The 26494-nt window shown below is 39.7% G+C and carries 22 protein-coding genes; 4 read left to right on the top strand and 18 right to left on the bottom strand.

Annotation, left to right across the window (positions count from 1 at the left end; genetic code table 11):
- Positions 1 to 8: 8 nt before the first annotated feature.
- Positions 9 to 653, bottom strand: coding sequence for a glutaredoxin 2 (gene grxB / locus LDO51_RS15450; RefSeq protein WP_225575271.1), 645 nt, complete (start codon positions 651 to 653; stop codon positions 9 to 11).
- Between the two features lie 594 nt (positions 654 to 1247).
- Here grxB and LDO51_RS15445 point away from each other — a divergent pair.
- Entirely contained in the window at positions 1248 to 1559 is a 312-nt protein-coding gene (locus LDO51_RS15445; RefSeq protein ID WP_225575270.1) for a helix-turn-helix domain-containing protein, read from the top strand.
- 231 nt (positions 1560 to 1790) lie between these two features.
- On the opposite strand, the gene LDO51_RS15440 is transcribed toward LDO51_RS15445, so the two are convergent.
- The 8 genes from LDO51_RS15440 to LDO51_RS15405 form a co-directional block, all read right to left on the bottom strand.
- The gene (locus tag LDO51_RS15440) at positions 1791 to 2801 is read right to left on the bottom strand and encodes a fimbrial protein (RefSeq protein ID WP_225575269.1); all 1011 of its coding nucleotides are present in this window, start codon (positions 2799 to 2801) and stop codon (positions 1791 to 1793) included.
- Positions 2792 to 5266 carry a fimbria/pilus outer membrane usher protein gene (locus LDO51_RS15435; protein ID WP_225575268.1) on the bottom strand — a complete coding sequence of 825 codons (2475 nt, stop codon included), beginning with the start codon at positions 5264 to 5266 and terminating at the stop codon, positions 2792 to 2794. The genes LDO51_RS15440 and LDO51_RS15435 overlap by 10 nt, the downstream gene beginning before the upstream one ends.
- An 8-nt stretch (positions 5267 to 5274) precedes the next feature.
- A complete protein-coding gene (locus tag LDO51_RS15430) occupies positions 5275 to 5976 on the bottom strand; it encodes a fimbrial biogenesis chaperone (protein WP_225575267.1) in 702 nt (233 codons plus the stop codon).
- A gap of 88 nt (positions 5977 to 6064) precedes the next feature.
- Positions 6065 to 6640 (bottom strand): fimbrial protein, encoded by a 576-nt coding sequence (locus tag LDO51_RS15425; RefSeq protein WP_225575266.1) that lies wholly within the window; start codon positions 6638 to 6640, stop codon positions 6065 to 6067.
- 1670 nt (positions 6641 to 8310) lie between these two features.
- Complete coding sequence (locus LDO51_RS15420; RefSeq protein WP_225575265.1) at positions 8311 to 8751, bottom strand: YcgN family cysteine cluster protein; 441 nt, start codon at positions 8749 to 8751, stop codon at positions 8311 to 8313.
- Positions 8752 to 8771: 20 nt separating this feature from the next.
- The gene (locus tag LDO51_RS15415; protein ID WP_154603877.1) at positions 8772 to 9428 is read right to left on the bottom strand and encodes a fumarylacetoacetate hydrolase family protein; all 657 of its coding nucleotides are present in this window, start codon (positions 9426 to 9428) and stop codon (positions 8772 to 8774) included.
- A 20-nt stretch (positions 9429 to 9448) separates the two neighbouring features.
- Complete coding sequence (locus tag LDO51_RS15410; RefSeq protein ID WP_225575264.1) at positions 9449 to 10552, bottom strand: lytic murein transglycosylase; 1104 nt, start codon at positions 10550 to 10552, stop codon at positions 9449 to 9451.
- A 49-nt stretch (positions 10553 to 10601) separates the two neighbouring features.
- On the bottom strand, positions 10602 to 10871 hold the full coding sequence (locus LDO51_RS15405; RefSeq protein ID WP_036948197.1) for a YcgL domain-containing protein: 270 nt from the start codon (positions 10869 to 10871) through the stop codon (positions 10602 to 10604).
- Positions 10872 to 11000: 129 nt separating this feature from the next.
- Here LDO51_RS15405 and minC point away from each other — a divergent pair, with 129 nt between their 5' ends.
- The 3 genes from minC to minE are packed head-to-tail and all read left to right on the top strand — an operon-like array spanning position 11001 to position 12865.
- Complete coding sequence (gene minC, locus LDO51_RS15400; protein WP_225575263.1) at positions 11001 to 11726, top strand: septum site-determining protein MinC; 726 nt, start codon at positions 11001 to 11003, stop codon at positions 11724 to 11726.
- Between the two features lie 23 nt (positions 11727 to 11749).
- Complete coding sequence (gene minD / locus LDO51_RS15395; RefSeq protein ID WP_154603880.1) at positions 11750 to 12565, top strand: septum site-determining protein MinD; 816 nt, start codon at positions 11750 to 11752, stop codon at positions 12563 to 12565.
- Between the two features lie 3 nt (positions 12566 to 12568).
- Entirely contained in the window at positions 12569 to 12865 is a 297-nt protein-coding gene (gene minE / locus LDO51_RS15390) for a cell division topological specificity factor MinE (RefSeq protein ID WP_225575262.1), read from the top strand.
- Positions 12866 to 12938: 73 nt separating this feature from the next.
- Here the strand turns inward: minE and LDO51_RS15385 are convergent, their stop codons facing one another.
- The 9 genes from LDO51_RS15385 to LDO51_RS15345 form a co-directional block, all read right to left on the bottom strand.
- Positions 12939 to 13718: an energy transducer TonB gene (locus LDO51_RS15385; protein ID WP_225575261.1), complete on the bottom strand. Its 780-nt coding sequence runs from the start codon at positions 13716 to 13718 to the stop codon at positions 12939 to 12941.
- A gap of 51 nt (positions 13719 to 13769) precedes the next feature.
- Positions 13770 to 16799, bottom strand: a complete 3030-nt coding sequence (locus tag LDO51_RS15380) for a TonB-dependent receptor domain-containing protein (RefSeq protein ID WP_225575260.1) — start codon at positions 16797 to 16799, stop codon at positions 13770 to 13772.
- 18 nt (positions 16800 to 16817) lie between these two features.
- Positions 16818 to 18251 carry a surface lipoprotein assembly modifier gene (locus LDO51_RS15375; protein ID WP_225575259.1) on the bottom strand — a complete coding sequence of 478 codons (1434 nt, stop codon included), beginning with the start codon at positions 18249 to 18251 and terminating at the stop codon, positions 16818 to 16820.
- 64 nt (positions 18252 to 18315) lie between these two features.
- The gene (locus tag LDO51_RS15370; RefSeq protein ID WP_225575258.1) at positions 18316 to 19068 is read right to left on the bottom strand and encodes a Slam-dependent surface lipoprotein; all 753 of its coding nucleotides are present in this window, start codon (positions 19066 to 19068) and stop codon (positions 18316 to 18318) included.
- Between the two features lie 518 nt (positions 19069 to 19586).
- Positions 19587 to 20708 (bottom strand): ribonuclease D, encoded by a 1122-nt coding sequence (gene rnd, locus LDO51_RS15365; RefSeq protein ID WP_225575257.1) that lies wholly within the window; start codon positions 20706 to 20708, stop codon positions 19587 to 19589.
- Positions 20709 to 20835: 127 nt separating this feature from the next.
- Positions 20836 to 22524 (bottom strand): long-chain-fatty-acid--CoA ligase FadD, encoded by a 1689-nt coding sequence (gene fadD / locus LDO51_RS15360; protein WP_225575256.1) that lies wholly within the window; start codon positions 22522 to 22524, stop codon positions 20836 to 20838.
- A 332-nt stretch (positions 22525 to 22856) separates the two neighbouring features.
- Positions 22857 to 23459: a Slp family lipoprotein gene (locus LDO51_RS15355; protein WP_225575255.1), complete on the bottom strand. Its 603-nt coding sequence runs from the start codon at positions 23457 to 23459 to the stop codon at positions 22857 to 22859.
- Between the two features lie 235 nt (positions 23460 to 23694).
- Entirely contained in the window at positions 23695 to 24435 is a 741-nt protein-coding gene (tsaB, locus tag LDO51_RS15350; protein WP_225575254.1) for a tRNA (adenosine(37)-N6)-threonylcarbamoyltransferase complex dimerization subunit type 1 TsaB, read from the bottom strand.
- A gap of 103 nt (positions 24436 to 24538) precedes the next feature.
- The gene (locus LDO51_RS15345) at positions 24539 to 26464 is read right to left on the bottom strand and encodes an ATP-dependent DNA helicase (RefSeq protein WP_225575253.1); all 1926 of its coding nucleotides are present in this window, start codon (positions 26462 to 26464) and stop codon (positions 24539 to 24541) included.
- Positions 26465 to 26494 lie beyond the last annotated feature (30 nt).

The following is a 26494-nucleotide window of genomic DNA, read 5'->3' as shown; positions in this document are numbered from 1 at the left end:
CTTAAATATTATTTGGCTTGGCTGAATAACAAATTAATTCCCGTCGCTTTTGATGTACGGTCCATATAGTCATGAATTGTGGTACTAAAGCCTATTTCTTTCACGATACTTAAGCTACGCAGCACAGGGAATATAATAAAATCGTTAATATCCACAAGTGCTTTGTTACGCTTTTCTAGCCATACATCTAATCGATCCATATACGGCTCTAACTCAATCAATAGAGTATGTGTTTCCTTACGCAGCACAGATAGGTCATCGCCATGAAACTTGCTAACACGCTGAATATACGCAGCTTTAGCCTCCTCCGTCGCTATCTCAGGAAATTCAGATTCCGTAAAGCGTGGTGTCACTAATTTAGATACCGTCGAAGAAACCGCTTTATACCAGCTATCAATTTCAGGACTAATTTCTCCTGCGGCTAGGCGAGGTTCACTTAATTGGTCAACATAACGCACAATGTCCAAACTCTCTGGTAAATAGCGACCATCTTCTTTCTCTAGAATAGGTACCATTTTACGTCCTATCATACGTGTTGGGGTTTCGATATCGTTATCCAACAAAATAACCTCTTCTATCGCAACCTTTTTCAAGCCAAAAATCATTCTGGCACGAACAAAAAATGGACAATGATCATAAATATACAGTTTCATATTACCCTCATACACTCAGTGATAAAGCGAATTCAGTTAACTCAAGTATACTTGATATCTATACTTAGTGTAGCGCTAAAGAAATTTCTTTTTATTATCTAATATAATAAATTTAGTTATATTTAATATAAAAATAAAAGATAATAAAAAAATTATTTAAACTTTAATTTAAAAAAAATCCTGACGTTTATATTTAAATTTAAAACAAAGAAACCCCATGAAAATAAAAATTGAGGAACATCCCAAAATTAAGAAAGTTCCAAAATGAAACAATTTAACCAAATTGACCAATCTATTAAACAATTAACATACAAATAAATAGTTGTCGATTTTATTAAATAGACAGATTTAACCGAATAATTCTAGCGGGATATTCTTATTGTTATTTAAATTCAGAATATTCAAAATGACATTACAGTAACAAGCATAAAAATTTTGAATGTGATTATCATTAAATGAAAGGCTGACATTGAAAGTTAAATACTTTAATTTTAGGTTAATTTTAATTATTAGCTTTTAAAACAGCTTGTAATTTAATATAATATATAGTGAAAACGACTGATAATAACCTTAATAATAAGTTGAGCATGTCATATGGACATTCATAGTGTCATTGGTCTTAGAATAAAAACCCGGAGAAAAGAGCTAGGCTTGTCAGGTGCAAATTTAGCAAATAAGTTACATTTAAGTCAGCAGCAAATATCACGGTATGAAAATGGTATTAACAAGATTCCAATTGACCATCTCCTTGATATTTCTGAAATTTTAATGTGCCCTATTGAATGGTTTTTTAACGGTTATAGAAGTGAAATTAATAATAGTGATGACCATTCATTCGATATTCCAAATAGAGAATTACAATATGCAGCAGAAAGTGTAATTATTCCATCTAAACATCACACATAATAATCTTTTTTTGATTATCAAAAAATACCCATAAAGCTAATGTAGCTATTAATCTTCATCGATTAAATTTAGCTTTATGGGTATTTTTATTTCTTCCTAAAAATTAAAGTTGCATATTATATATATAATAAAAATCTAACCTCACACTACTGCCAGTATTAATTTAAAAACAAAAAATCGCACATCTTTTATTAAAAATATGCGATTTCCTATAGAAATTTAATATACTTTTTAATCGTAAGTTACATTGAAAACCATGTGAGATCTCACTTCGCCTGCCGAAATTGAATCAGCAAACTGGAAATAACGCGCGATAAACTGCAAGGTAAATACTCTTTCTTGAGAATTTGTTAATTTCCCAACAGGAAAAGGCTTACCAAAGTTGACTGGCGCATAACTACCTCTTTCGATAACTTGGATTCCAACTCCTTTTGCAGCACTAGAACCCGTCGCATCATTTTTTAATACGCCTTCAACCGCGCTGACGGAACTATTGGCACTGAAGTCCATCTTAATATCCGCATTCCCCGACATCGTTGTTCCGCCACTGCATCGCAAAACAATATCAAAGTTTTTCGGTCCCGCCGTATGATCCCGAGTGGTCAAATCGGAACGCTTAATCGTATCGAGATACACATTCTGTTGTTTACCACTTTCAATAATGCATGAAGGGGAAACAATGGTGATCGCATTGGCATTTAACGACGTGGTTAAAATGGGTCTTGAGCTTCCTTTATAACCATATTGGGTATATTCCCCTTTTGCGATAGTGCCAGAGCCGGTGATCTCCGCTGTTTTAATCAACTTTAACGTGAATGTAGAACCTGCTAAATAGTAGTCTGTTCCCCACCCCCCATTGACCACATGTTCATGGGGGTAAACCATACTTACTTGGCCTGCGCGTTCAAATTTCATCCCAATACCCGGAACACTGGATTGATACACTTTATTCTCAATTTCGTGCAGTCCCGGCATCACAATATCCGCATTAATCACATTGCGCCCGTAACAAGTTAAATAAATACGGTTACTGGTATCCAACGGCCACGTTTTACTGGCGATAACCCCACCAACTGGCACGTTTGCATTCACAACCACTCGTCCCATATCCATATTCAGTTTATAAGTGGGCTGACTGCTTCTGTCACAATAATCCCAACCTGTAAAGTATGCGGCGGCGTATTGTGTTGTAAAAAGTACACTCGCCCCAATTAGCCAGCGCCATTTTTTGATTATTGACATAGACTCTCCTGACTATTTCCAGCGGTTAATGAGAATGAACATTCACCACCGTCCCATTTCACGGTTGCAAGTTTAGATTCGTTATTCGTGATAAATACCGTACCACCTTGCCCTACAATACCAATATAATCGCCACCTGCGTTCACGACATTGGCACCAAAAGGCAGCGGTTTATTACCTGCTCTCACGACGTTATATACTTCATTTTTTTCTACTTTCGTGCCAAAAGTCACTTTCACCACACTGCCTTCATAAGGTACGACTTGTGCTGTCGTGTTGATGAATACGATATCTTCTGAGCTACCTTTCGGATCAAGCTCTACATTATTAATGCGATAAGGGCGAACGTATGGAGCTACGGCATAACCCTGACTGTCTATTTTGGTATTCTGCGCGCCCATAACCGTTGCGCCTTCTGCACCTTTGGCTTCAATTAATGCCACGGTCGAGGCGGTATTTGGTGACAAAGTCACACCACCTGCGTGCACAAGCATTGACCCGTTAGCGGAAACACCATATTGACGATAACCTTGACCCTGACTGTAGTTGGCATTGGTACTCACGACCGGCGTTTGGTAACCCGTAGTGATGGAAAGGTTTTTGTTGCCTCCATTTTCTACTGAGGTATTTAGTCCGTAAGTCCAGTTATTATCTGCATCAAAGGAGCCATTTATACCCGCCTGCGAAACGTCAAACTTATCGTTATTAAAGGTCGTATTCGATGAAATCGTCGCGTAACGGTTATCCCCAAAATAGAGTGGGAAGTTAACATTTAAACTTATGCGATCATCTTGGCTTCCCTGTGCGTTATCTGAATAAACCCGCATAAACGAAATGCCGTAAGAGAAACGGCCAAATTGATTGTTGTAGTTTAATTGATACTGTTTTTCGATGCCGCTGCGGTTCCAATAGCTTGAAATACGCCCAGTGAAATAGAAACTTCCTAAGTCGTACGGTAAGTTTTGGTTAATTGTGTAACTAAAACCGTTTTTTTCGCGACCTAATGAACTATCTCTTCCTTTTTTATCTGCATCAATGGCATAAAGCGCATTTGAAAGGCTGTAATAATCTTCTGTTGAGTAACGGTATGCCGCCAACATAAGGTTAGTATCGGTTTCAGAGAACAATTTGTTGAACGTGAATCGGTAACTTTGCCCCATATCCGTTCTTTGCTTGAATACCGCTCTTGATTGAGTAACATCCAGAGCAACTGCGCCAATAACCGTGTTCACACCTGCACCTAATAAATAAGCCTGATAATCATCAAATGCCGTGACACCACCATACAGTGTGAAGGTGTTATTTAAACCGTGCTGCAAAGTACCTTGCATAATAAATGGTCGGTTACTGATACCTTTAGCGTCCGATTTACCGCCTGAAAATTGATAGCGGGTATAACCGGGACGTAGTAACTGAGCCATCGACGTGTAAGGCACACTAAAAGAAGACTCACTTCCATCTGCCTCTTTGATAGTCACGACAAGGTCATTACCATAACCGGATGGGTACACATCATTGAGGTTAAATGGCCCTGGAGAAACGGAGGTTTGATAAATAACCACATCATTTTGTTTGACGGTAACAAGGGCATTGCTTTGTGCAACACCCCGAATTTCAGGTACAAACGTGCTCATGCTATCCGGATACATCGTATCGTCAGTGGCAATTTTTGCCCCTAATAAACTGATGCTATCGAACATGTCACCGTCGGTATAAAACTGCCCCGCAGTGGCTTTTGATTTCCACGAGGCGATTGGGCGTTGCAAATACGTTTGGTTGCTGTGCCAGTTTGTACCATCGTTATGTTGCCAGCTTAAATTCCCAATATGTTTTAATAGCCAGCCGTCGTAGCTTAATCCTGCATTTAATCCGAGATAAGCACTCGCATTATTGTTGCCATCTGAATGACTATCATAATAGTTACTCATATAGCCTAGATTCAACGCAGGGATCCCCGTTTCCCAGAATTGTTCAGACACATAGCCACGAGATGATTTCTGCTCATAAATTTGAGGAACAGAAATATCAACTCGTAATGTTGATGAGTGAAATGTGTCGCGAACATCAGGGTCACTATTCCACTGAGTTAAAAAAAGGCACTCTTTGCTATCGAGTTTTGCCATCGGTGCAAATTTTTCGACATTAATACCCAACTCAGATAACAGCGCTGGGGTATAGCAGGTTCCTAACTGTCCATTTTCTTTCGCGACAAAATCAAGGTCGTATCGCCCTTTCCAACTTCCATTGGTATACACATCAACGGAATATTTTCCTGGGCTGATCCCTGTCGTATTAAATCTTTCTAAATCAACGTTTTCTTGGCTACCTATAATGAAACCACTGTTAAATTCATACGTGGTATCTTCTTCACTCCAGGCATAAAAAGACGGCAGAGCGCAGACTGTGACTAAACCTGTCACTGAGAGTAAGTTTATATATTTATTTTTTAACTCTCTCTGCTTCATTCTAAATCCTATTTAACGGTAGTTTTTACCGCTACATCTGAGCCGTAATCATTGATATTGTTCATAATAATCTTAGTTCCTGACGTCAGTGCTCGCTTGAGCGTCACTGTTGACTGGCTTTTAGGCTCTAAAAAAATTGTTTCGTTATTCAATCCGTTAGTACCATCAGTAGAAATTTTTGTAATAGTAATAAAGTATGGCGACGGGTTGCCGATATTAAGCTTACTGCCATCTGCTTTAACAACGAGCTGCTCAGGAGCAAGCTCGCGACTGCCTAGGCCTGATGGGCGATAGAAAAATTTAAAACGAGAACGAATAGCCAATTGCAGCACATTTTGATTTTCTTCTGCTTTATTTTTGACCATTGGTGGAATATCTAACAGATTGAGCCACCATAAGGATTCTCTGTCTTGCGGTAAGGCGGATTTATCCATCAGCTTAATGCGGATAGTTTGTCCACCTTTCGCTTCAATTCGGGAAATCGGCGGTGTAAGTTGAAATGGCGTTTTAATGGTATCAGGTGTTTCTGATGCATCACCTGTATCAAGCCATGCTTGGGCCATAGCCGGACGGTCAGCCGTATTATTTAATTGGATAGTGATTTCTTTCTCATCGCTAGGATAAACAAAACGAGTACCGTTAACGATGATGTTATTTGCAAATGCTGTCACACTCGACAGTAAGCAAAGGCTAAATAGAATGGCTTTCATGTGGGCCTCAAAGCAAAAAGCGGCAGTTTGCCCACCGCTTACTAACTCATGTTTTTATCGAAAATGTCGATAAAAACTGACTGAAAAATTAGTTATAAGTAATTTCGTAGGTTGCGTAGCTTTGGATTTCACCCGCGCTGACAGTGTCAGGCGTGTTAGTGATATAGCCAACATAGTAAGTAAACAGAGTATTGCCATCTACAGTTGAGCCTTTAGTTTTTGGTTGCTCGTTATCACCTGGGAAAATTTTCTTATTTGCCATTCCGTCAATAGACAGTGCCAATTGGATATTTTTCGCACCAGTTGACAGTGTGTTAGCTAAGCTACCGCTTGTGTTAGCGGCTAAGTTACCACCAGTCCAACGAACACCTAATTTTTCGCCATCAGCAATTGCGTTTTCACCTTGAGCACATTCGCTGATTGAAATAGTAAATGTTTTTGGTTTTAAAATTGTATCTGCACCGCCTTTTTTGACTTCGTTTAACGAAATCGGTGCTAAATACACGGTTGCATCGCTACCTTGACCATCAACGGAAACGTTACAAGAAACATCCATAACTTTACCGTTAAAGTTAACTTGGCCACCGCCAACTGAAGTTGCTGCGTTTGCTGTTGTGAAACCAAGAACTGTTGCTGCGATAGCAGTCAGTAAAACTTTTTTCATTTTCAATTCCTAAGATGAGTTTTTTATTTATTGCTTATACGAATTATTAAGAGGTCTTTTATTCAGTCTTGGGTAGCAGCAAAAACAGAGCCCGGCCGTATTAAAATACGGCCAGAAATCAGCATATATAGAGCGTCAACGGATCACCGTAATGCACAAACAAGAAATAGCTCAGTGCATTCTGTTTTTTGACCAACAAGTTGTATGACCATTTAATTCGGAGCCAAGAATACATAAAAACTTAAGTTTCATTAAATCGTTTTTATCTTAGCTTATTAACATTTTGATAGATGCAACCTATTGCAGTTTATCAATCAATCGAAAATATCAATATATTAATCACACTCAATAAGTCATATTTAGAGATGAAATCAGATAATGGAATAATACATTCTTAAAAATACAGAATTTAATATCGCAATCGCTCTATTCAACAGACTTTCATGAAAATCTCAGAACTGGAATATAAGTTAAATTTTGTATTTTTATTTACATTTAGACACTTTTTCTAGTCTTTTTATTACAAACCCGATTCACGGAATACGTGTTAAAAACACATTATTGATAAATTATTTTTATATAATTGTTCGATGTTCATATTGAAACATTTGCCAATAAATAAAATTAAATATCGAATTATTATTCTAATGCACAATTAACCTTCATTGTGCGTAAAATGATTACCTATAACTTTATTGTGATTTAGAGTGAAATAAAAAGTTATATAATAATAACTTTTCAGTGACTAACTCTATCGCAGAAGCAATAGAAAAAGCACGGTAACGAGACTGGGTAAATATTTATGATAAAAAATCATAAATATCGCAAGATAATGCTCCTGTCATATAATAAGATTTTGACAATTCAATCTTATTAAGAGTATCAAGGCATGAGGCTATGTAAGCGGAAATAATCATTTATGATCTAGCAATACTAAATAAGTAGTACTTTTTTAAAAAAAATCTGATCTAGGTCAAAATTTCAATCATTGACATAACAAATTGATATATAAGATTATTTTTAAAAATAACAATTCGACCAAATTTATAATAATTGCCTAAAAAACGCATATTAGGAATATTCCTAAAAACGTATTTTATGGGTTTTTGATTTGCCTTATGTCTTCATTTTGAGCAAAAAAGCATTTAATGTTAAGTGCTAATCGATTTTAACACTACCTATTCTACCCCTCTTTTCAGTGAACTAACGTGACAATAACGTTAATCATAATTCCATTTAGATAACGTTGGCTCATTAAATTAGTTCTTGAATGACAATATGATATTTGAGCACAACAGGACAAGAAAAGTATATTATTTCAATATTCTATCGAATTAAAACTTAAAATCACTATGTGTGTGAATTAGGCTGACTAAATAGTATTTAAATACTTATATGCTTTTTATTAAAGAATATTTAACCTTTGAAGGTGATTAAATATAAGCCAAATTAGTTTTCGTTTTTGAAAAATCTATTTTAATAGGATCCACAAGGTGCAGATTTCTTATTTATAACAAAGGATCTTGACTGGCGGGCTAAGCTGATTATTTTTCGTTCGATTCATCATTTTTAATCGAATTGATGACTTTGAATCTAGTTGAAGGCTGGAGATAAAAAAACCCGCTCAGTATAAATGAAGCGGGTTTTTAGAAGAGTCCATTAATGATACATTATCTGGCGCTTGGTCGGTTCATAATATGATCTTCCCACTCTACCACATCAATTTCTCGCACTGCGATATGGCGGACTGAGATACCTTCATTATGCATTGCAGCTTTTGAACCGGTTTTCAATGGATGCCACGCAGGAAGTGACTTCCCTTCCATTAACAAACGGTATGCGCAGGTACTTGGTAACCAAGCAAATGTTTCCAGATTATCCCGAGTCAGTTTTATACAATCTGCTTCATATTTGAAACGATCTGCATAATGTCTGCACTGACAGGTTTTAATATTTAACTGGTTGCAAGCCACATTAGTGAAATAGATCTCATCGGTGTCTTCATCCATTAATTTATGCAAGCAGCATTGCCCACATCCATCACAGAGAGACTCCCACTCTTCATCGGTCATTTCATCTAAGGTTTTAACCTGCCAGAAAAACTGAGACATAATACTGCAAAATCCTATACTTAAATGACCCTAGTGGTCAGTGAATTATCATTAATTGTTAGCTTTAACATATCCCCAGAAGCCAATGGCCCCACACCTTCCGGTGTTCCGGTTAAAATAACGTCCCCAGGACGTAAGGTAAAGAAACGGGACATATAGCTAATTAGCGGTAAAACTGGCGTGATCATATCACGGGTAGAGCCAGACTGACGAACCTCGCCGTTGATTTCTAAACTCAGTGACATATTTTGCAGATCACTGGTACCACTGACGGGAATAAATCCAGAAATCGGACATGAGCCATCAAAAGCTTTGCTTTTTTCCCATGGCTGCCCTGCTTTTTTAAATTTTGCCTGTAAATCCCTTAGGGTTAAATCAAGTGCTACTGCATAACCAGCAATTGCACGAGCGACCCTATCTTCATCTGCATTTTTAAGCGGCATACCGATCAAAATCGCCATCTCAACCTCATGGTGAACAGAGCCCAACTCTTTAGGAATAACAATTGGCTGGTTGACATCACACAGTGCGGTTTCCGGTTTAATAAATAAGACAGGCTCCTCAGGTAATGCTGAACCCATTTCTTTAATATGTTTGGCATAGTTACTGCCCACACAAACTACTTTATTGGCAGGAAAATCTAATAAAGCACCTTGCCAGTCGCGATGTTGATACATGTCGGTAACTCCTATTATCATTATTGTATTTTTGCAGCGATGCCATCCGCCATCATACAAACACTTAATGCAAAATAATATGAACGATTCCAATGCATAATCGTACGGAAGTTTTGGGTCACTAAGAACGTTCGACCTTCAGGATCATCAGGAATAACCACCCATGTTTTCACATCTGGCGATAGTTGAGAAAATGCAGGTAATTTAACCCCTAATTTTTCCCACTCCCGAACAGTTTTCCCTTGTTCCGTTTTAACCCCTTCTAAACTACGGTTAAAATCAGCAGGCAATGAAACTTGATAACCCCATGGTAATGCAGATTGCCATCCTTCTGTAGATAAATAGTTGGCAACTGAAGCAAAAACATCGGCTTTGTTATTCCAAATGTCCATTTTGCCGTCACCATCGCCATCTTCGGCATAGGATAAATAAGACGTTGGCATAAATTGACTCTGCCCCATCGCACCAGCCCATGAACCTTTCAGTTGCTGATCTTCTGGGATATAGCCTTTATCCATGATTTCCAAGGCCGCTAATAATTGCTTACTAAACAGTGCTTCACGACGCCCTTCAAAAGAGAGTGTGGCAAGCGCTGAAATTACATCTTCCTTACCCTGTGAGCGACCAAAACCACTTTCGAGTCCCCATAAAGAGACAATATATTGTGGCGGTACACCATATTTCTGGCTAATCGCGTTCAATACCGCTTGGTTTTCATAGTACTTTTCAACACCCGCATTAATGCGGGATTGTGGTAAGACATTCTTTAAATAACTGGCTAACGTCACTGTTGCGCGTTTTTCAGGTTGCCCTTTATCTGCTTTTACGACACGTTCAAGGAAATAAATGTTTGCAAAGCCACGATCAATCGTAGATTGTTTGATGCCTTGAGCCACAGCATGTTGTTTCAGTAATTCCACATAAGCTGGAAATTGTGAAGGTTCACGTTGTTCAATTGGAAAAGCTTTATCTAGTGCGACAACTTCTTTCTCAATCGCAGCTTCTTGTGCCGTTGTCAGAATTCGAGTTTCCTTTGCTTGAGTTGCCGCTTTTTGAGTCTGTGGTGCACTACAACTTGCTAAAAGTACACCAGCGACTAATGTATATAATAACGTTGGCTTCATTTTTATCCTCCTGACGATAATGGCTTTTTAAGGATAATCCTAAATTATCTTAGTCGTTTAATTCGCGATATTCAGAAAGTAAATTTTCAACCGGAGGCGGGAATTGTAAGTAATAACCAACGTCTTGAAGGTCAGCTCGAACTCGCTCAATGTCCGCATTTGCTAGTTTTTCACGTTTATCTAATGAAATTAACATTGAAAACTGTGGTTTGCCAAATTGCTTAAGGAGTTCTTCTGGAACGCGTGAAAAGTCATCTTTCTTTTCAACATATAAATAAGTTTGATCACGGTTCGGGCTTCTATAAATTGCACAAATCATTATATTTAACTCTTTTTCTTGGTTCGTATGCTTGCTTGAAGTATGCAGTAACTATAACATGCTATTGTTTTACTGAGTATCTTCACCCGAGGATTGTTTCGGAAATTTTAATTTGCTGAGTCTAGATAGATGCCACAATCGCCAATAGAACTTAAAGGCAGCAGTTTTACTCTTTCAGTCATTCACTTACACAGTGAAGAGCCTAAACTCATCAAAAAAGCGCTGCAAGACAAGGTCAATCAGGCTCCTGATTTTCTTAAAAATGCCCCAGTTGTTATTAATGTTGCAGAATTAACTCACCACGCAGATATGTACAGCATTCATAAAGCGATTGTTTCTGCAGGTCTTCGAATTGTGGGCGTCAGCGGCTGTACTGACCCACTATTAAGACAAAAGATCAATGAAGCGGGCTTACCGGTGCTTAATGAAGGTAAAAGCAAAAAAGCGCCGGAGCCATCAACGGATGACGTCACTTTTGCGAAATCTGATATTGCCCCGCAACCTGCTCCTATCGAATCTGCTTATCGCAAAACCCGTATTATCAATACGCCTGTTCGTTCAGGTCAGCGTATTTATGCACCAAATAGTGATCTCATCGTCACAAGTAATGTTAGTGCAGGTGCAGAATTATTAGCAGATGGTAATATTCATATCTATGGCGTTATGAGAGGTCGTGCCCTTGCTGGTGCCTCTGGTGATATGGAAAGCCAGATTTATTGTACTCATTTGCAAGCAGAGCTAGTGTCCATTGCAGGCGAGTATTGGTTGAGTGATCAGATACCTACTGAATTTCTCGCCAAAGCAGCTAAACTTTGTTTAGTTGATAACAAACTTAATATTGAATACTTAAATTAGACCTTATTTACAAGGAATTATTCATGGCACGCATAATTGTTGTTACTTCTGGTAAAGGTGGCGTTGGTAAAACCACTTCAAGCGCGGCCATAGCTACCGGCCTAGCTCAAAAAGGGAAGAAAACCGTAGTTATCGATTTCGATATCGGTCTGCGTAACCTTGACCTAATCATGGGGTGTGAACGTCGAGTAGTCTATGACTTCGTTAACGTTATCCAAGGTGATGCAACTCTTAATCAGGCGTTAATCAAAGATAAACGTACTGAAAACCTTTATATTCTTCCTGCATCACAAACTCGTGATAAAGACGCGCTGACCCGTGAAGGTGTTGAAAAAATTCTGGATGAACTTAGCAACGAAATGGCGTTTGACTTTATTATCTGTGACTCTCCTGCCGGTATTGAAAGTGGTGCCTTAATGGCGCTGTATTTCGCTGATGAAGCCATTATCACAACTAACCCGGAAGTCTCTTCTGTTCGTGACTCAGACCGTATTTTAGGAATTTTATCCTCTAAATCACGCCGAGCAGAAAAAGGTCAAGACCCAATTAAAGAGCGTTTATTGTTAACTCGCTATAACCCAGGTCGAGTGACTCGTGGTGATATGCTGAGTATGGAAGACGTTTTGGAAATTCTGTGCATTCCATTAGTGGGTGTGATCCCAGAAGATCAGTCTGTTTTACGTTCTTCTAACCAAGGTGAACCTGTCATTCTGGACTCTGACTCTGAAGCAGGACAAGCATATAGCGACTGTGTAGAACGTATTTTAGGTGAAGATCGCCCTATGCGTTTCATTGAAGAAGAGAAAAAAGGCTTCTTAAAGCGTCTATTTGGGGGATAAATAATGGCTTTATTGGATTTCTTTCTGTCGAGAAAAAAGACGACAGCAAATATCGCAAAAGAGCGACTGCAGATCATCGTTGCTGAACGTCGCCGCGGTGATAGTGAGCCAGCTTATCTTGCTGATATGAAGCGAGATATTTTGCAAGTTATTTGCAAGTATGTTCAAGTTGACCCAGAAATGTTATCCGTACAATTTGAACAAAAAGATGATGATATTTCTGTTCTCGAATTAAACGTCACCCTTCCTGAAGCGGAAGAAGGTAAAGACGTTAAAGAAGCAAAACCAACAGAACAGTAATATTGTACAATGCCGCTATATCGCTATATTTATATAACGCCATAGCGGCTTGATTTTGTTATCGATTTCAGTATCAGTCTAATTTGAAATTGATTTTTAATATCATTTTTCTGTTCATATTTTCAGGTGGCTTACCGAGTGGCTTGCAACGCTTAATCGCATCCAATATCGCTTGTTCGAAAAACTGGCTTTTTTCTGAATCCACCACTTTCACATTGACCAACTCGCCTTTCTCTGTGACATCAAACTGAACTTGAATATCACCTTGCATACGCATTTTGCGTGCTCGTCGCGGATACTGTTTATGGCTATCAATTTCCCGTTTGATCTGGTCTAGATAACGCTGTTTGGTATTGGTGTTATTTTCGCCATCAGAAAAATGAGAGAGATCTCCTTGCTGCCCTGCAGCTAAGGAATTTACTTTGCTTTCTCCTTCTTTTGCTCTTTGGGTTTGCAAATCATCCCGAGAGCTTTCTTTCTTGGCTTTTTCTTCTGATTTAGCTTTGTTTTTTACAGGATTACGCTTTTCAGATTTCACTTCTTTAAGTGTTTTTTCAGCGACTGTATTTGCTGCATTGTTTTGATGACTACGCTGCTTACTCACTTTGATATTCGCGTATTCAAACTCCTCTATGGCATTTAGCTCACCTCCAACTACTGATTCGGTTTCTTGGGGAATGCTCACTTGTTGCTCAACTAAAAACTGGGTTAACGCGACGGTCACCACTGGTGAAATTAACGGTGCTGTCATTTTGAATGACAATGAATTGAATGCAAAAAAACAAAAATAAATGATGGCGCAGTGTAATAAGCCGGAAAGCGGTAACCCATAATAAATTCGAAAATAATTCATGGCGATATTCCTAATCAACCCCAGCAAAAATTGCTTTGCTGGGGCTGAGCCTTAGAAGTGACTAGTCACACTTAAACGAAGGGATCTCCCCGGTGCTGGCATCATGCTACGTGTCAGCGGGTCAATGTAATATTCGTTTAATATGTTAGAGGCCAACAATTCCACTAACAGGTTCTTATTCACTTGATAAGCGACATAAGCATCCGTGACAAATACCGCATTCCAACTCATCGGATTATTGTTTAGAGGCGCATAAGACGGTCCAAATCGATGAATCATGCGAGCTTCATCTTTATTTTCTGTTTTAGCGTGGTAGCGTATACGCCCACCGACTTCCAAGCTTTCATTAAAGAAGCGCATTCCCAAATTAGTGTGAATACTGTACTTAGGTTGCAACTGAGTGCGAAGGTAACCTTGAGGGAATCCACCTTCTGTACAGACTGAAGCGTTGAACTTATTGAGTGGATCTAACCGTGCCATAGAGGCGTTATCACAAACTTCATTTTTTAATCGGTAATCGATTCCTAAATCCCCAAAGAAACGCCCATTATCATAACGAGCTAACACTTCTAATCCGGCAGTTCGGTGCTGATCCATTTGTGAAAAGACCAAATTACCATCACGATCAAACGCGTTGTCGATAATATTATGGTAATAGTTGATTCTAAAATCGGCGGCATTTTCAGCGTTTAACCAACTTTGCAAATTACGCACATAACCGATTTCAAAAGTGTGACTACGTTCCGGTTTAAATGGACGTGTTCTTATGGAACCCTCACCAGCCCCTGAAAACCCAATCGTATCTTCAAAAATGCTGGGCATTCTGACGGTTTCGGCGTAGCGCGCAAAAACACGGTCATTCTCGGAGAGGTAGACTGACCCACCAAGCGATGGGCTCCATGCGGAATTAATACGTTTACCGGGGTTTTTATACTTTTCGTCCTCGTTGACTAAAATATATTCAGATTCTTTATGCGGGGAACGGTATGCTATGATTGCTTTTACTTTTTTCTGGCTAATCGGGTCAATCACTTCTTCTGAGAGATCAATCTCTCCATTATAAAATGGGTTATTCTCTGTCGTGAACTTACCATCTTCATCCACTTGCCATTTAATATACTCAAAGCCTATGATTCGAAATCCTTCATATTCTTCTTTGATTGTATAATAGTGTTCCGCACTTTTTAGGGAGTATGCAGGGAGTGATAACGCTTCGGCGACAAACCACTCAATTCTAGAAGTGCCAATGCTATAGTCATGCCAATTGCCAGCCTTATCGTAGCCATCAAAAGTACGCCCTTTGCTGTCCACATACTCTCTCACTTTACGCGCTTCCTCTTCAGTAAATGGTCTCGAATACTCGAAATTCATAGCTTTCTGAATTCGATGCACAGCAAATCGTGAGTCTTTGACTTTTAATCGACGTTCTCTTAATAAATCTCGTGACCAATAGTTTTGGTACTGTAGACCCGCATTTACATTTAACCAATCAGTGGGACGCCAATCCAGTTTAATTGCTCCGCTGTATTCTTGACGCTTACCTTCTCGTGGAATAGCTCGAAATACATTACGTTTAGGAATTTCTGCATTTGGCGCATATAAATCTTCATGACTATTAATTCTTTCATGGATAAAATTACCAATAAACGTAATATCAAAATTAGGAGTTAACTGTGATTTATTCGATAAAGAAATACCTTGTCGGTCATTAAGTTGATTTAATTTAATAGCATCCACCAATTTTCCGTTCATATAAGGATTTTTTCCATTAGTTTCAATTGTCCAATCTTCCTCTAATGGTTGCCTAGGAGCACCACCCGCCGTATTGGAATTTAAATCTGTTTTTGTTAGCCAATAACTCAATTTAAAATCCAATAATGACTGGTCGTTGGGTTTAAACCCATAATTTGCATAGAAAGAACTTAAGCTAATATTGGCTAAAGGCCATTGAGGAATTTCACCAGCCAAATCATGAAAACGAATTTGTGAAGGCATAATTTCCCCGTAATGGCTTTTTGTGTGTACATAACCAAGGGATATTTTTTGTGATTCAGATAATTGTAAATTCATTTTTTGCAGAAAAGTTTCGATATTGCTGGAAGTATTTCCAACCTCTTTGGTTGGTAAATACACATTTGCAACAAAAGGAATGTTTGGGTCTACCGTTTTTTGAGGATAGTTACTGTTACGAGTAATCATTGGTTCGCGGAAGTAGCCTGCGCCATGACGTCCCGCAAAGTAATTTCCCTGATCTCGATGACTATAGGCAAACAGTAGATTAAATTTTTCTTGGCGCAATCCTAGTGCCACTCGCATTGCACTGTCTTTTAAATTAAAAAAATTTGAACTTCCCCGTTGATCCGGCTCAACTGAAACTTCCGGATCTCGAAACATCATCAATGACATTCTTTCATTATATTTTTTAAAACTTTCCATTAACTGAGAATCATCACGGTAATCCGTACCTAAATGCAGTTGGTTAATTCTTGGTTTGGTTGAGTTAGTCCGTGTTTCTAATTTAATATCTATTGCGAAGCGTTCATCGAATGGCACAACATCATCAATACTAAGAGTTTTAACCGCAACGCCGCCACCAACTGAAGTGCGAATATCACGATCTAGCATCGGGCTTTTTACTACGGTAATACTGCTGATCATATTAGGGTCTATATAGTTTCGGTTATTAGCCCCACTGTAGCCACGCCACACAGTGATAGCTTGCTCTGTACCATCTACCGTGACGGGTACACGTCCTTGCCCTTGAATACCGCGAACATTCGGGTCTAACGCGCCGCTATTACGCGCATCCCCGCTATACACGCCAATACCGTGATTAAGAACATCTGCGGGATTCGTTCCTTTGTAACGTTCTACCGCTTCTTTACTTATATAAATATTGGATTCATCTTTATCATATTGGTCATCCGTACCTTTTTGGTCACGTTGCTTAATAGTGTCTGTTCTATCTTTTACTTGTATATTGCCCACCTGTTCCCTTGAGCTGGCATAAGACGAAAGTGAAATGACACCCATAGTTAACCCTGTGACAACTTGCATTGCCACCACTGCTGTTACTTTCATATGAAATCTCAATACGAACTAAAACGTTTTACTTAAATTTAAACCCACTTCGCTTTTATTATAGGAATAGCTTATTTTTGCACTGCTATCATTGAATTTGTAATTAACATAAAGTGTTGGTGTTAATGATAAAAACTTGTGTCCTAATAGGGTTATTTGGCTATTTAACACCCATGACTCATCGTGTCGTTTTGTATTAAGTGCACTGTCAAAATCAAGAAAATAATGATTGCTGCTTGTTAATTTATTGATTAATTTATTCGAGCCAAATACATTGATTGAACCCACAGTTAACCCTGACACTTGATAGCTGTCACTTTTATATTGCTCAATATTTTTGCCACCATATAAATTTGAGAATACGCTCCATTGTGGATTAACCGAATAAATTGCTGTCATACTGTAATTAATATCGTAACCTGAACGCGATGCTCGTTTTCCGAAGAAAGTTTGATTTTTATACGTTAGGTTGGATAGCAAATAAAGCTTATTATTAGGAGAATATGCCCCCGTAATACTCGCGCCGACACTGTAATGGTCAAACAAATGTCCTCGCCAATTAATATCTACAATCGGTGAAAACGTGACCTTTTTATTCCCATAAAGATACTGATAGCTTACTGATGAATAACTTGAAAAGCGCCGTTTTGCTGAGCGATGTGGGTATTCCCATACATGTCCACCAAGGCTGGCTAACAGTGAATGTCCTCGATTCTGCCAAAGGACTTTATTGGCATTTCCTGAAAAGCCATACACCAAACCGGATTTAATTTCGCTACCTTGCATACACCACATTGCACTACATTGCTGTTCACCATTGCCATGAGCCTCGGTATAGTTCGTATCATATTTTAAATCAGCATTGAAATTTCCCTGCCAATGAGTGCGATTTTCTAATGCTGTAATTTCATTATCTATCTGTTTTATTCGCTCTTCAGATAGATTTACTCGGTATTTATCTTTTATCTCTTTATATAAAATTAATGCTTCACAGTGATAGTTATTTTTTATATAGACATGAGCCAATTTCATTTCAGAAAATATAGAGTTAGGGCTTTCATTAACTATTTTTAAGTAAAACTTAAGTGACAATGGGTAATCCCCATTAAAATAAGCTCTTTCTGCGGAAATATAATCCACCAGACCTTTATCGTGATTTTCATCATTTAGATAATCAGGTAATAACTCATCGATTTGTTCAAATCGCTGCCGATTGGTTAAATCATAAAGAATAAAGCCCAGGTCGTCGACAGTTTTATCAATTTTAAGTGGGATTATAATGGGTGATTTATTTCTTGTGTTATTTATTTCTGTTAAAACTTCAATTATCTGTTCATATTGTTGATGCCCATAATTTTGTTCAGAAAATGAATTTGCAGAAAACAATAATAGAATTAATACCTCAATATTGTTTATTATTTTTTTCATTTCTCTTTCCTGTTCTTTTTTCATAAAAATACAGGTAGGCAAAATCACTTTTGCCTACCTGATCAATATACAGCGCTAAATTAAAAGATTACTCTTGGTTCTGACTACCACCAAATGCAGTATCATATTGATGGTCACTGTTAAACACCGCGACCCCCGCCACATGCTCTGCATTCTCACCAAAGAAGCGGCCATAGTTCATACCCGTTACGGTATCATTGGCAATTGCTGAACCTGAGAATGAGCCTGCATCCTGTATTTTCCCCTCAAGAGCAATTTTTAGATCTTCGCCCTGTAATGAACCGGTGTAATCCTTATCACCGAAGTCGGCCTCAAATACACCAGAGAGTTGTTTCTCGCCATCATATTGGTTGATACCAGCAATAGTGTAAGTTGCTTTACCTTCGGTAGGGACTGCCGTTGTAGCGTCGAGACCAGAAAAGAATGCCGTATGTTTAGCATCGTCTTCCTTTCCAGTTTGTGACCAATCACCGTAGTAAACTTCAGCATCTGCTACCTTAGAAAATTGAAATTTACCCATATCGACATCACGGTGTGGAGTCCCGTTAATAACATAAACATTCCCCTCTTTTGGGAACATGATCATTTTAGTTAAGCCAGAAAATGATATTCGTTTCCCTTCGGATTTATAACGATAGCCAACACCAGGTGAGCCTTCCTCTCCACCAAACGGCCCGTGGGCTACTTGAGTTTCCCCTATTGTTATATCTGATCTTTCTGTTTCATATGTTTGACTCTGTGCAGATTCCGTTACCGCACTCGCACAAGTAGAAACCCCCACCAACATAGCAATTAATGTAAATTTAGTGCTTTTATTCATATTCAATTTCCTTATTTTGAAAATAAAAATTAAAAAGGAGATGATGCTTTTTTACCCGGTACTCTTGGACGTATTTGCGGGCCCACAAACTGGAAATGATTTTATGAGAATGAGTTTTATTTACAAATAGGGGTTTTATAATTCAATTAAAAATCATTGTATTAGAATGATATTTTTCTTTTTATTTTTCAATAAACTATAAAATAACCCTCCCCCTACAAATGTTAATCATCGCTGTAATGGGTTATTTTAAGTTCTATTTTTACTTATATTGGCTATTTTTTAAGAGTGATTACAGAATTGAAATGCATTAAATAATGCCATTAAGATTAAATATCGGTGTTATTTTTAGATTGGTGCTAAATAATAATCTTTATTATTTAAAGAAGAATAAATATTGAATATTGGCGGGATGAGAATAAAACTTATTGAAATGAGTAACAAAATACACAAGAAAAAAACACGTTGAGAATGGCATAAAGGCGCAAAATTATCGCTATTTTGCGCCTTTATTATGATTACGCTTGGCTAAGTAATTGGGTTAATGGGGCCTCCAGTAACCGGCCTCGCCAACCAGCAAGCAGTTCAGGCTGACAGGATTTCTCTTTTAGCCCCCAATGTACCGCTAATAACTGGTTAATTTGTCGACGAGAGGCTAATAACTCTGGGTTGAATTTTTCATTCTCGGCGATCTCTTTCACCACCCCTTTGATCTCTTTAAAAATACTTTTGTATTGGCTCTGCTCAGTAATATTCGCAACCGGTGCTGGATACTGGCTGGCATCCAGTTTCTTCGCTTCTTCGACAATACTTAATAAACGACGACCATGGCAACGAATTTCTTGTCCAGATAAACCAAGGGCATCCAACTCACCTAAAGAACTCGGTAAATAGCGCGCCACTTTCCACAGATTTTCTTCTTTAATCACGAAATTGATCGCCATATCCCGCGCTTTTGCTTGATCCAAACGCCATGCCGCCAGCAGCTGTAAGCAAGCAAGCTGTTCATCACGTAATTGCCACGCATTGGTGATATTTAAGTAGGCTTTTTCCGGTTTGACTGTTTTTTGACGACGAGCAACCACACGCTGGCACTCATCTTGGGCATCCGCTAAATAACCTGCTTCCGTCACTTTTTCCATCAGAATTTTAGCCAGCGGCAGTAAATAAAGCACATCCGCCATCGCATAATCACACTGCTTCGAACTTAAAGGACGGGCAAGCCAGTCTGTTCGCGATTCGCTTTTATCTAACTCGACACCCAGATGTTCCGCCACTAACGTAGCAAAACCACAAGAAATTGGATAACCTAAAAATGCAGCAACTACCTGGGTATCTATCATCGGCTCTGGCACGCAACCAAAATCATGTATAAACACTTCTAAATCTTCACTGCCTGCATGTAAAAATTTCAATTGGTTTGGATTGGTTAACAGCGCCTTAAATGGGCTAAAATCCGTCATTAATAACGGATCAATCAGTGAAACCTGCTTTCCATCATACAACTGCAATAAACCCAGCTGTGGGTAATAGGTTCTAGTGCGAACAAACTCAGTATCTAATGCTAACCACGGCGCATCACTGGCCTCTTGGCAGATTTGGGCTAATTCGCTATCTGTTGTGACTAAACGGTAATTCAAAACAAGTTTCTCTTTATTATAATTTGGTTAAGTGTATCTGATTGACACAGTAACGCCGGTAAAAACCGGCGTTACACACATTGCTTTTGTTAATTCATCGCCTAATTAGCTATTCATCGCTTACTCGCTATGACGGTGATTTTTCTCGTGCTTGCTGCTCTTCGGCCCGTAATTCTTTTCGCAGAATTTTTCCTACATTAGATTTCGGTAGCTCATCGCGAAACTCAAAAATTTTCGGTACTTTATACGCCGTTAATGAACGACGGCAAAATGTTTTTAGGTCTGCAGCAGTCAATGCTGAATTTTTGGTGACTACAAAAACCTTCACGGCTTCCCCAGTATTTTCGCTTGGCACCCCAATTGCAGCACATTCGATAACATCAGGATGCATGGAGATGACATCTTCGATTTCATTCGGGTAGACATTAAAACCAGAGACAATAATCATATCTTTTTTGCGATCAACAATACGAATATAGCCTTCGTCATCTATTTCGGCGATATCGCCAGTGGCTAACCAACCATCGACGATAGTTTCACTGGTCGCATCAGGGCGATTCCAATACCCTTTCATCACCTGCGGGCCTTTTACCCACATTTCCCCAGGAGTACCATGAGGAACTTCATACCCATCATCATCTAAAAACTTCACATCAGTTGATGGAACAGGTATCCCGATACTACCACTATAAGCTGTTAAATTATATGGGTTACCAGAAACTAATGGCGAACATTCCGTTAAGCCATAACCTTCAAGTAAATGCCGCCCAGTTAGCGCTTGCCACTTCTGAGCAACCGCTTTATGGACAGGCATTCCGCCTCCAACAGACAGCCTTAAACGGGAAAAATCAAGCTTCTGAAACTCAGGGTTTTGCAACCATGCATTAAAGAGTGTGTTAACACCCGTGATCGATGTAAATGGATAGCGGGATAATTGTTTTACCGTATCTGGCACATCTCGCGGGTTGGTGATAAGCAGATTCACTCCCCCCACACTAATAAACAATAAGCAGTTTACGGTAAGCGCAAAGACGTGATAAAGCGGCAGTGCCGTTACCACATATTCATGACCAAAATGTAAAACAGGCCCATAAGCGGCTCTAGCTTGGGCAATATTAGCTAGCATATTCCGATGCGTTAACATCGCACCTTTGGCTACCCCAGTCGTGCCACCGGTATATTGTAAGAATGCTAAATCTTCGCCACTAATATTCGGCTTAATATATTGCATTCGATAACCTTGATGCATGGCGCGACGAAACGAAATGGCATCCGGTAAATTGTATTTTGGAACCAACCGTTTTACATATTTCACCACAAAATCCACAATTGTGGCTTTCGGGCGCGGTAGCTGATCCCCTAAGCGGGTTAAAATAACGTGTTTAACTTTGGTATTAAAAACGATTTTCTCTAACGTATGCGCAAAGTTAGAAACGATGACAATCGCTGTCGTCCCGCTATCATTTAACTGATGCTCTAACTCTCGAGGGGTGTACAGTGGGTTAACATTAACCGCCACCATACCTGCACGTAAGATCCCAAACAGCGCAATAGGATACTGCAGCAAGTTTGGCATCATTAAAGCAACTCGGTCACCTTTTTTAAGACCTAATCCATTTTGTAGGTATGCGGCAAATGCACGGCTTCTCTCTTCAAGTTTACGGTAGGTCATCACAGCGCCCATATTAATGAACGCAGGCTGATCCGCATATTGAGAAACGGCATTTTCAAGTAACTCTGCTAATGACGCGAAGTCATCAGGACTTATTTCTTCAGGTACATCAGCAGGATAGTTTTTTAGCCAGATTTTTTCCAAAATGTTACTCCTGAATTTAGTGAGTTATTACTTTACACAACCCTTTAACAAATTATTAACTCATTGTACCAGTTTGAAAATTAGACAATGTTAAGGTTGAGAGCTATATCACTAAATAAATTTCATTCCTTCGAGATAAAAATAAGGCGGTCAATGCCGCCCTATTCTACTTATGATTAATTCATCAGAACTATAATCTGTTTATAACCCGTAATTATACACCGTTGACAGGAACTTTTGGAGAATTAAGCAGTTAATAGTCCACTTCCGCTCAGATTTTTATAAAAAAAATCCTAGCTTAACTAGGATTTTTAGTAAAATAATACTACGGCTTAATCTTCCGTTAAATACGTCTGCACTTGAGCTGGTCCCACTGGGTATCCATAGCCCCATCCCCAAGGGTGATTATAGTAATATGGGGAGCCATAATAACCGTAACCCCATGGACCTGCAGGCGGTGGCATCATCACGCTTTGTGCAATACTCCAACGTTGGAAGCCAGTGACATTCATTGTCACATACTGATAAGGTACCTCTCCAATTTTCCCAGCTTGTTCCCCAGTTATGTTACCCACAACAGTGACATAGCGGTTTTGAAAATCACTTGGCTCAACAAATCCGTTGATATAAGCATAGATACGACCAAGAGACGGAGAGTTTAATTCAGGGGCAGCGTCATATTTATTTAACGTCATGACGGCTATCTCAATCCGCGTTTTTTTCGGCTCATTAAAGACAGACAGCACTTTACCGCCAAAACGCGCTTCTTGGCCAATATACATCTCCGGCGCATTTTGTACCGACTTAAGATTATCTGCAGGATTAGGTACCGACCCTTTAATAGACTGAGGGATAGATACACAACCTGCCAACGCTAATATGCCCGCAAGTAACACCGTTTTCATTGCTGAGCGGTAGCTAAATTGAATTTTCATTTACCACCTCCAATTAGCAGTCATTATAAAGTGAGATAGTGCGTATTAAAACTACTGGTATTCCTGATCACATTATATGTGCAATCCAATTTTTATTAACGCTTATTTATTCAATAATAGCTCAATTAAACACCGATTCTATATCTTAGATTAAAAAAATAGCTATCGGTTTTACTCTGATAGCTATTTATTTCATTCGACAAAATGATGTCAATTCTATTTATTCGCAATCGGGTTATTCGCGACCTGGTAATTTTTTCCAAGTCACTTCATTACGCAAATAAGTCGGTTCGACATTTTCGACCGCTGTCACTTTCCCTGCCAGCCACAGTTGCTCTGCAATGGGTAGCATATCTTGTGCGGCAGGTAGTGTGATTAAACTGTCATTTAAGGATGAGCCTTCTAATAATTCAGGATAGGCAGCCCAACCCGTTCCAGCATAACTCCACTGCTCTTGCACTTCGGTAAATTGTACTTCGGTAAATTGTACTTCGGTAAATTGTACTTCGGTAAATTTTGCTTTGAAATCAGCGGGGAGCATCACAGCTTCAGTGTCTTCACCTAACCAAAAACCGCGTTCATCACGTTGATATTGAGCGCAATATATTTCTGACATGCGTGCATCAATCGCCACCAACACGCGGGAACTATTCGTTGTTCGATATACCCCTTGTGCCAGCGTCATCAGCGAGGAAACACCGACCATGGGTAAATCGGCACCCAGAGCTAAGCCTTGAGCAATACCCACACCAATTCGAACCCCAGTAAAACTACCCGGTCCACGTCCAAATGCTAATGCATCCAATTGATTTAGTTTAATGCCCGCTTGCGTCAGTACCTCTTCCACCATCGGTAATACTTTTTGAGTATGTTCGCGAGGAGAGATGGCAAAACGCGAAATAATTTCACCGTCGCACAGTAATGCGACAGAACAAGCTTCAGTGGCTGTATCAACAGCTAGAATACGACTCGACATGCCTAAACTCCGGCAAATATTAGGTTTTTTGTTGTCGCCTTATGACGGCAACCTGAAAGATGGGCGGTATCTTAACATAAACCGCCCACAGGATTGCATAAAATTAGTGTTTCTCAATCGCTTCCGCGCGCTTTGTTGCCAAAAATTCAATCGCTTTATTCAGATCTCGCGTACGTGGTGAAGGGGGCAAGCTTCGCAGAAACACCTCTCCATAAGGGCGTGTCACGAGTCGATTGTCACAAATCACAATTACACCGTAATCTTTTGTGTCGCGGATCAAGCGTCCAACCCCTTGCTTTAATGTGATGACAGCATCGGGTAATTGAACGTCGGCAAATGGGTCTCCACCTCGGAGTTCGCAGTCTTCAATCCTAGCCCGTAATAGCGGGTCATCCGGCGCAGTAAACGGGAGTTTATCGATGATCACGCAGGTCAGTTCATCGCCTCGGACATCGACCCCTTCCCAGAAACTGCTTGTAGCGACCAAAACGGCATTTCCTGCCGCAATAAACTGTGCCAACAATTTATTTTTACTGCTTTCCCCCTGCATAAGAACAGGCAATGTCAGCGACGCTTTAAACTCTTCGGCTAGCTCCCTCATCATTAAATGAGAGGTACATAAAAAGAAGCAGCGACCTCGGTTTTTTTCAATTAACGGGCGCAACATACTGGCAAGCTTTTGAGCGCTACCCCGTTGATTAGGTTCCGGTAGAAAGCGGGGTACACACAGCAAGGTTTGGCTTTCATAATCAAACGGGCTCGCGAGCAATAACGTTTTCGCAAAGCTGAGCCCTAAACGGTCAGTAAAGTGGCTCAATTTTTCGTTAACAGAAAGGGTTGCTGACGTGAATACCCAACTAGCTGGTGTACTCGCAATCATTTCACTGAATTTATCAGCCACAGTGAGTGGCGTTAAGGCTAATAAAAAGTGACGTCCGTAGCTCTCAAACCAGTAACTATAACCCGGAATGGTGACATCCTTTAAGCGGTTAAGACGGTTGCGGTAAATCGTCACGCGCTCGAAAATAGAATCCAAACTTTGGGAACGCCCTAATGACGTTTTGATAACTTCATAACAAAGTTCCAGTGCATCATCCAGTAACGTTAGCGCCCGTTGAACCTCAGATAACTTCAATAATTCCCGTAAATTCCCTCTAAAGCTGTTTTCCCCTAAGTTAAGGCGAAAATCCAGTGTACTTTGCGTCAGCCTATCGGCACTTTTTTGCAGTTGGGCTTGGTCTTTTAGCTCTGTCCGATACGTCATTATCATATCGCGAGCTAAATCTAACAGCTGCCGGCTACTGAGTTGCTGACCAAAATATTGGCTTGCAATATCAGGGATTTGATGGGCTTCATCGAAGATCATCACATCCGCTTGAGGGATTAATTCCCCAAAACCGGTATCTTTCACTACCCTGTCTGCCATAAAAAGATGGTGGTTAACGACCACTACATCTGCATCAAGGGCTTTACGACGTGCTTTGAGTACAAAGCACTCTTGATAGCGGGGGCAATCACTGCCTAAACAGTTATCGTTGGTGCTAGTGACTAACGGCCAAACGGGGCTATCTTCAGCAATATCATGGCAGGTACTGGTATCCCCCAGTTCTGATTCAATGGACCAACTGCGTAATCTCACAACCGCAGCAAGGATCTCAGGTTCAAGACTACCTCCGCCGAGGGATTGCTGATCTAACCGTTCAAGACACAGATAATTTGAGCGACCTTTTAGAAGCGCCGTTTTACCCCTGTAGTTCATCGCATCGATAATCGTAGGTAGGTCGCGGTGATAGAGTTGGTCTTGCAGGGCTTTCGACCCCGTAGAGACAATCACTTTTTTGCCGCTACGTAATGCAGGGACGAGGTACGCGTAGGTTTTTCCTGTTCCTGTCCCCGCTTCAGCCACCAGCACATGCTGCTGTTCAATGGATTGAGTGACCGCGTCAGACATGGTGACCTGCGCAGCGCGAGGTTGGAAACCGGGAATTGTTTTTGCTAGAAAGCCATCTGCTGAAAAGTCGTTAGACACTACGAACCTATATTGCTTACCGTTGATAGG

The organism is Providencia alcalifaciens (genome assembly GCF_020271745.1).
Taxonomy (GTDB): Bacteria; Pseudomonadota; Gammaproteobacteria; order Enterobacterales; family Enterobacteriaceae; genus Providencia; species Providencia alcalifaciens_B.
The sequence above is the reverse complement of the archived record's forward strand: the minus strand, read 5'-3'. Positions and strand labels throughout refer to the sequence as shown.

Excerpts from the sequence above, each read along its gene's own strand:
- minC (WP_225575263.1), top strand. The coding sequence starts at position 11,001 with ATGCCACAATCGCCAATAGAACTTAAAGGCAGCAGTTTTACTCTTTCA.
- LDO51_RS15425 (WP_225575266.1), bottom strand. The coding sequence starts at position 6,640 with ATGAAAAAAGTTTTACTGACTGCTATCGCAGCAACAGTTCTTGGTTTC.
- tsaB (WP_225575254.1), bottom strand. The coding sequence starts at position 24,435 with ATGTCGAGTCGTATTCTAGCTGTTGATACAGCCACTGAAGCTTGTTCT.
- LDO51_RS15430 (WP_225575267.1), bottom strand. The coding sequence starts at position 5,976 with ATGAAAGCCATTCTATTTAGCCTTTGCTTACTGTCGAGTGTGACAGCA.
- grxB (WP_225575271.1), bottom strand. The coding sequence starts at position 653 with ATGAAACTGTATATTTATGATCATTGTCCATTTTTTGTTCGTGCCAGA.
- LDO51_RS15370 (WP_225575258.1), bottom strand. The coding sequence starts at position 19,068 with ATGAATAAAAGCACTAAATTTACATTAATTGCTATGTTGGTGGGGGTT.
- LDO51_RS15420 (WP_225575265.1), bottom strand. The coding sequence starts at position 8,751 with ATGTCTCAGTTTTTCTGGCAGGTTAAAACCTTAGATGAAATGACCGAT.
- LDO51_RS15405 (WP_036948197.1), bottom strand. The coding sequence starts at position 10,871 with ATGATTTGTGCAATTTATAGAAGCCCGAACCGTGATCAAACTTATTTA.
- LDO51_RS15445 (WP_225575270.1), top strand. The coding sequence starts at position 1,248 with ATGGACATTCATAGTGTCATTGGTCTTAGAATAAAAACCCGGAGAAAA.
- LDO51_RS15375 (WP_225575259.1), bottom strand. The coding sequence starts at position 18,251 with ATGAAAAAAGAACAGGAAAGAGAAATGAAAAAAATAATAAACAATATT.
- LDO51_RS15435 (WP_225575268.1), bottom strand. The coding sequence starts at position 5,266 with ATGAAGCAGAGAGAGTTAAAAAATAAATATATAAACTTACTCTCAGTG.
- LDO51_RS15385 (WP_225575261.1), bottom strand. The coding sequence starts at position 13,718 with ATGAATTATTTTCGAATTTATTATGGGTTACCGCTTTCCGGCTTATTA.
- minE (WP_225575262.1), top strand. The coding sequence starts at position 12,569 with ATGGCTTTATTGGATTTCTTTCTGTCGAGAAAAAAGACGACAGCAAAT.
- LDO51_RS15410 (WP_225575264.1), bottom strand. The coding sequence starts at position 10,552 with ATGAAGCCAACGTTATTATATACATTAGTCGCTGGTGTACTTTTAGCA.
- LDO51_RS15355 (WP_225575255.1), bottom strand. The coding sequence starts at position 23,459 with ATGAAAATTCAATTTAGCTACCGCTCAGCAATGAAAACGGTGTTACTT.
- LDO51_RS15415 (WP_154603877.1), bottom strand. The coding sequence starts at position 9,428 with ATGTATCAACATCGCGACTGGCAAGGTGCTTTATTAGATTTTCCTGCC.
- LDO51_RS15440 (WP_225575269.1), bottom strand. The coding sequence starts at position 2,801 with ATGTCAATAATCAAAAAATGGCGCTGGCTAATTGGGGCGAGTGTACTT.
- LDO51_RS15380 (WP_225575260.1), bottom strand. The coding sequence starts at position 16,799 with ATGAAAGTAACAGCAGTGGTGGCAATGCAAGTTGTCACAGGGTTAACT.
- minD (WP_154603880.1), top strand. The coding sequence starts at position 11,750 with ATGGCACGCATAATTGTTGTTACTTCTGGTAAAGGTGGCGTTGGTAAA.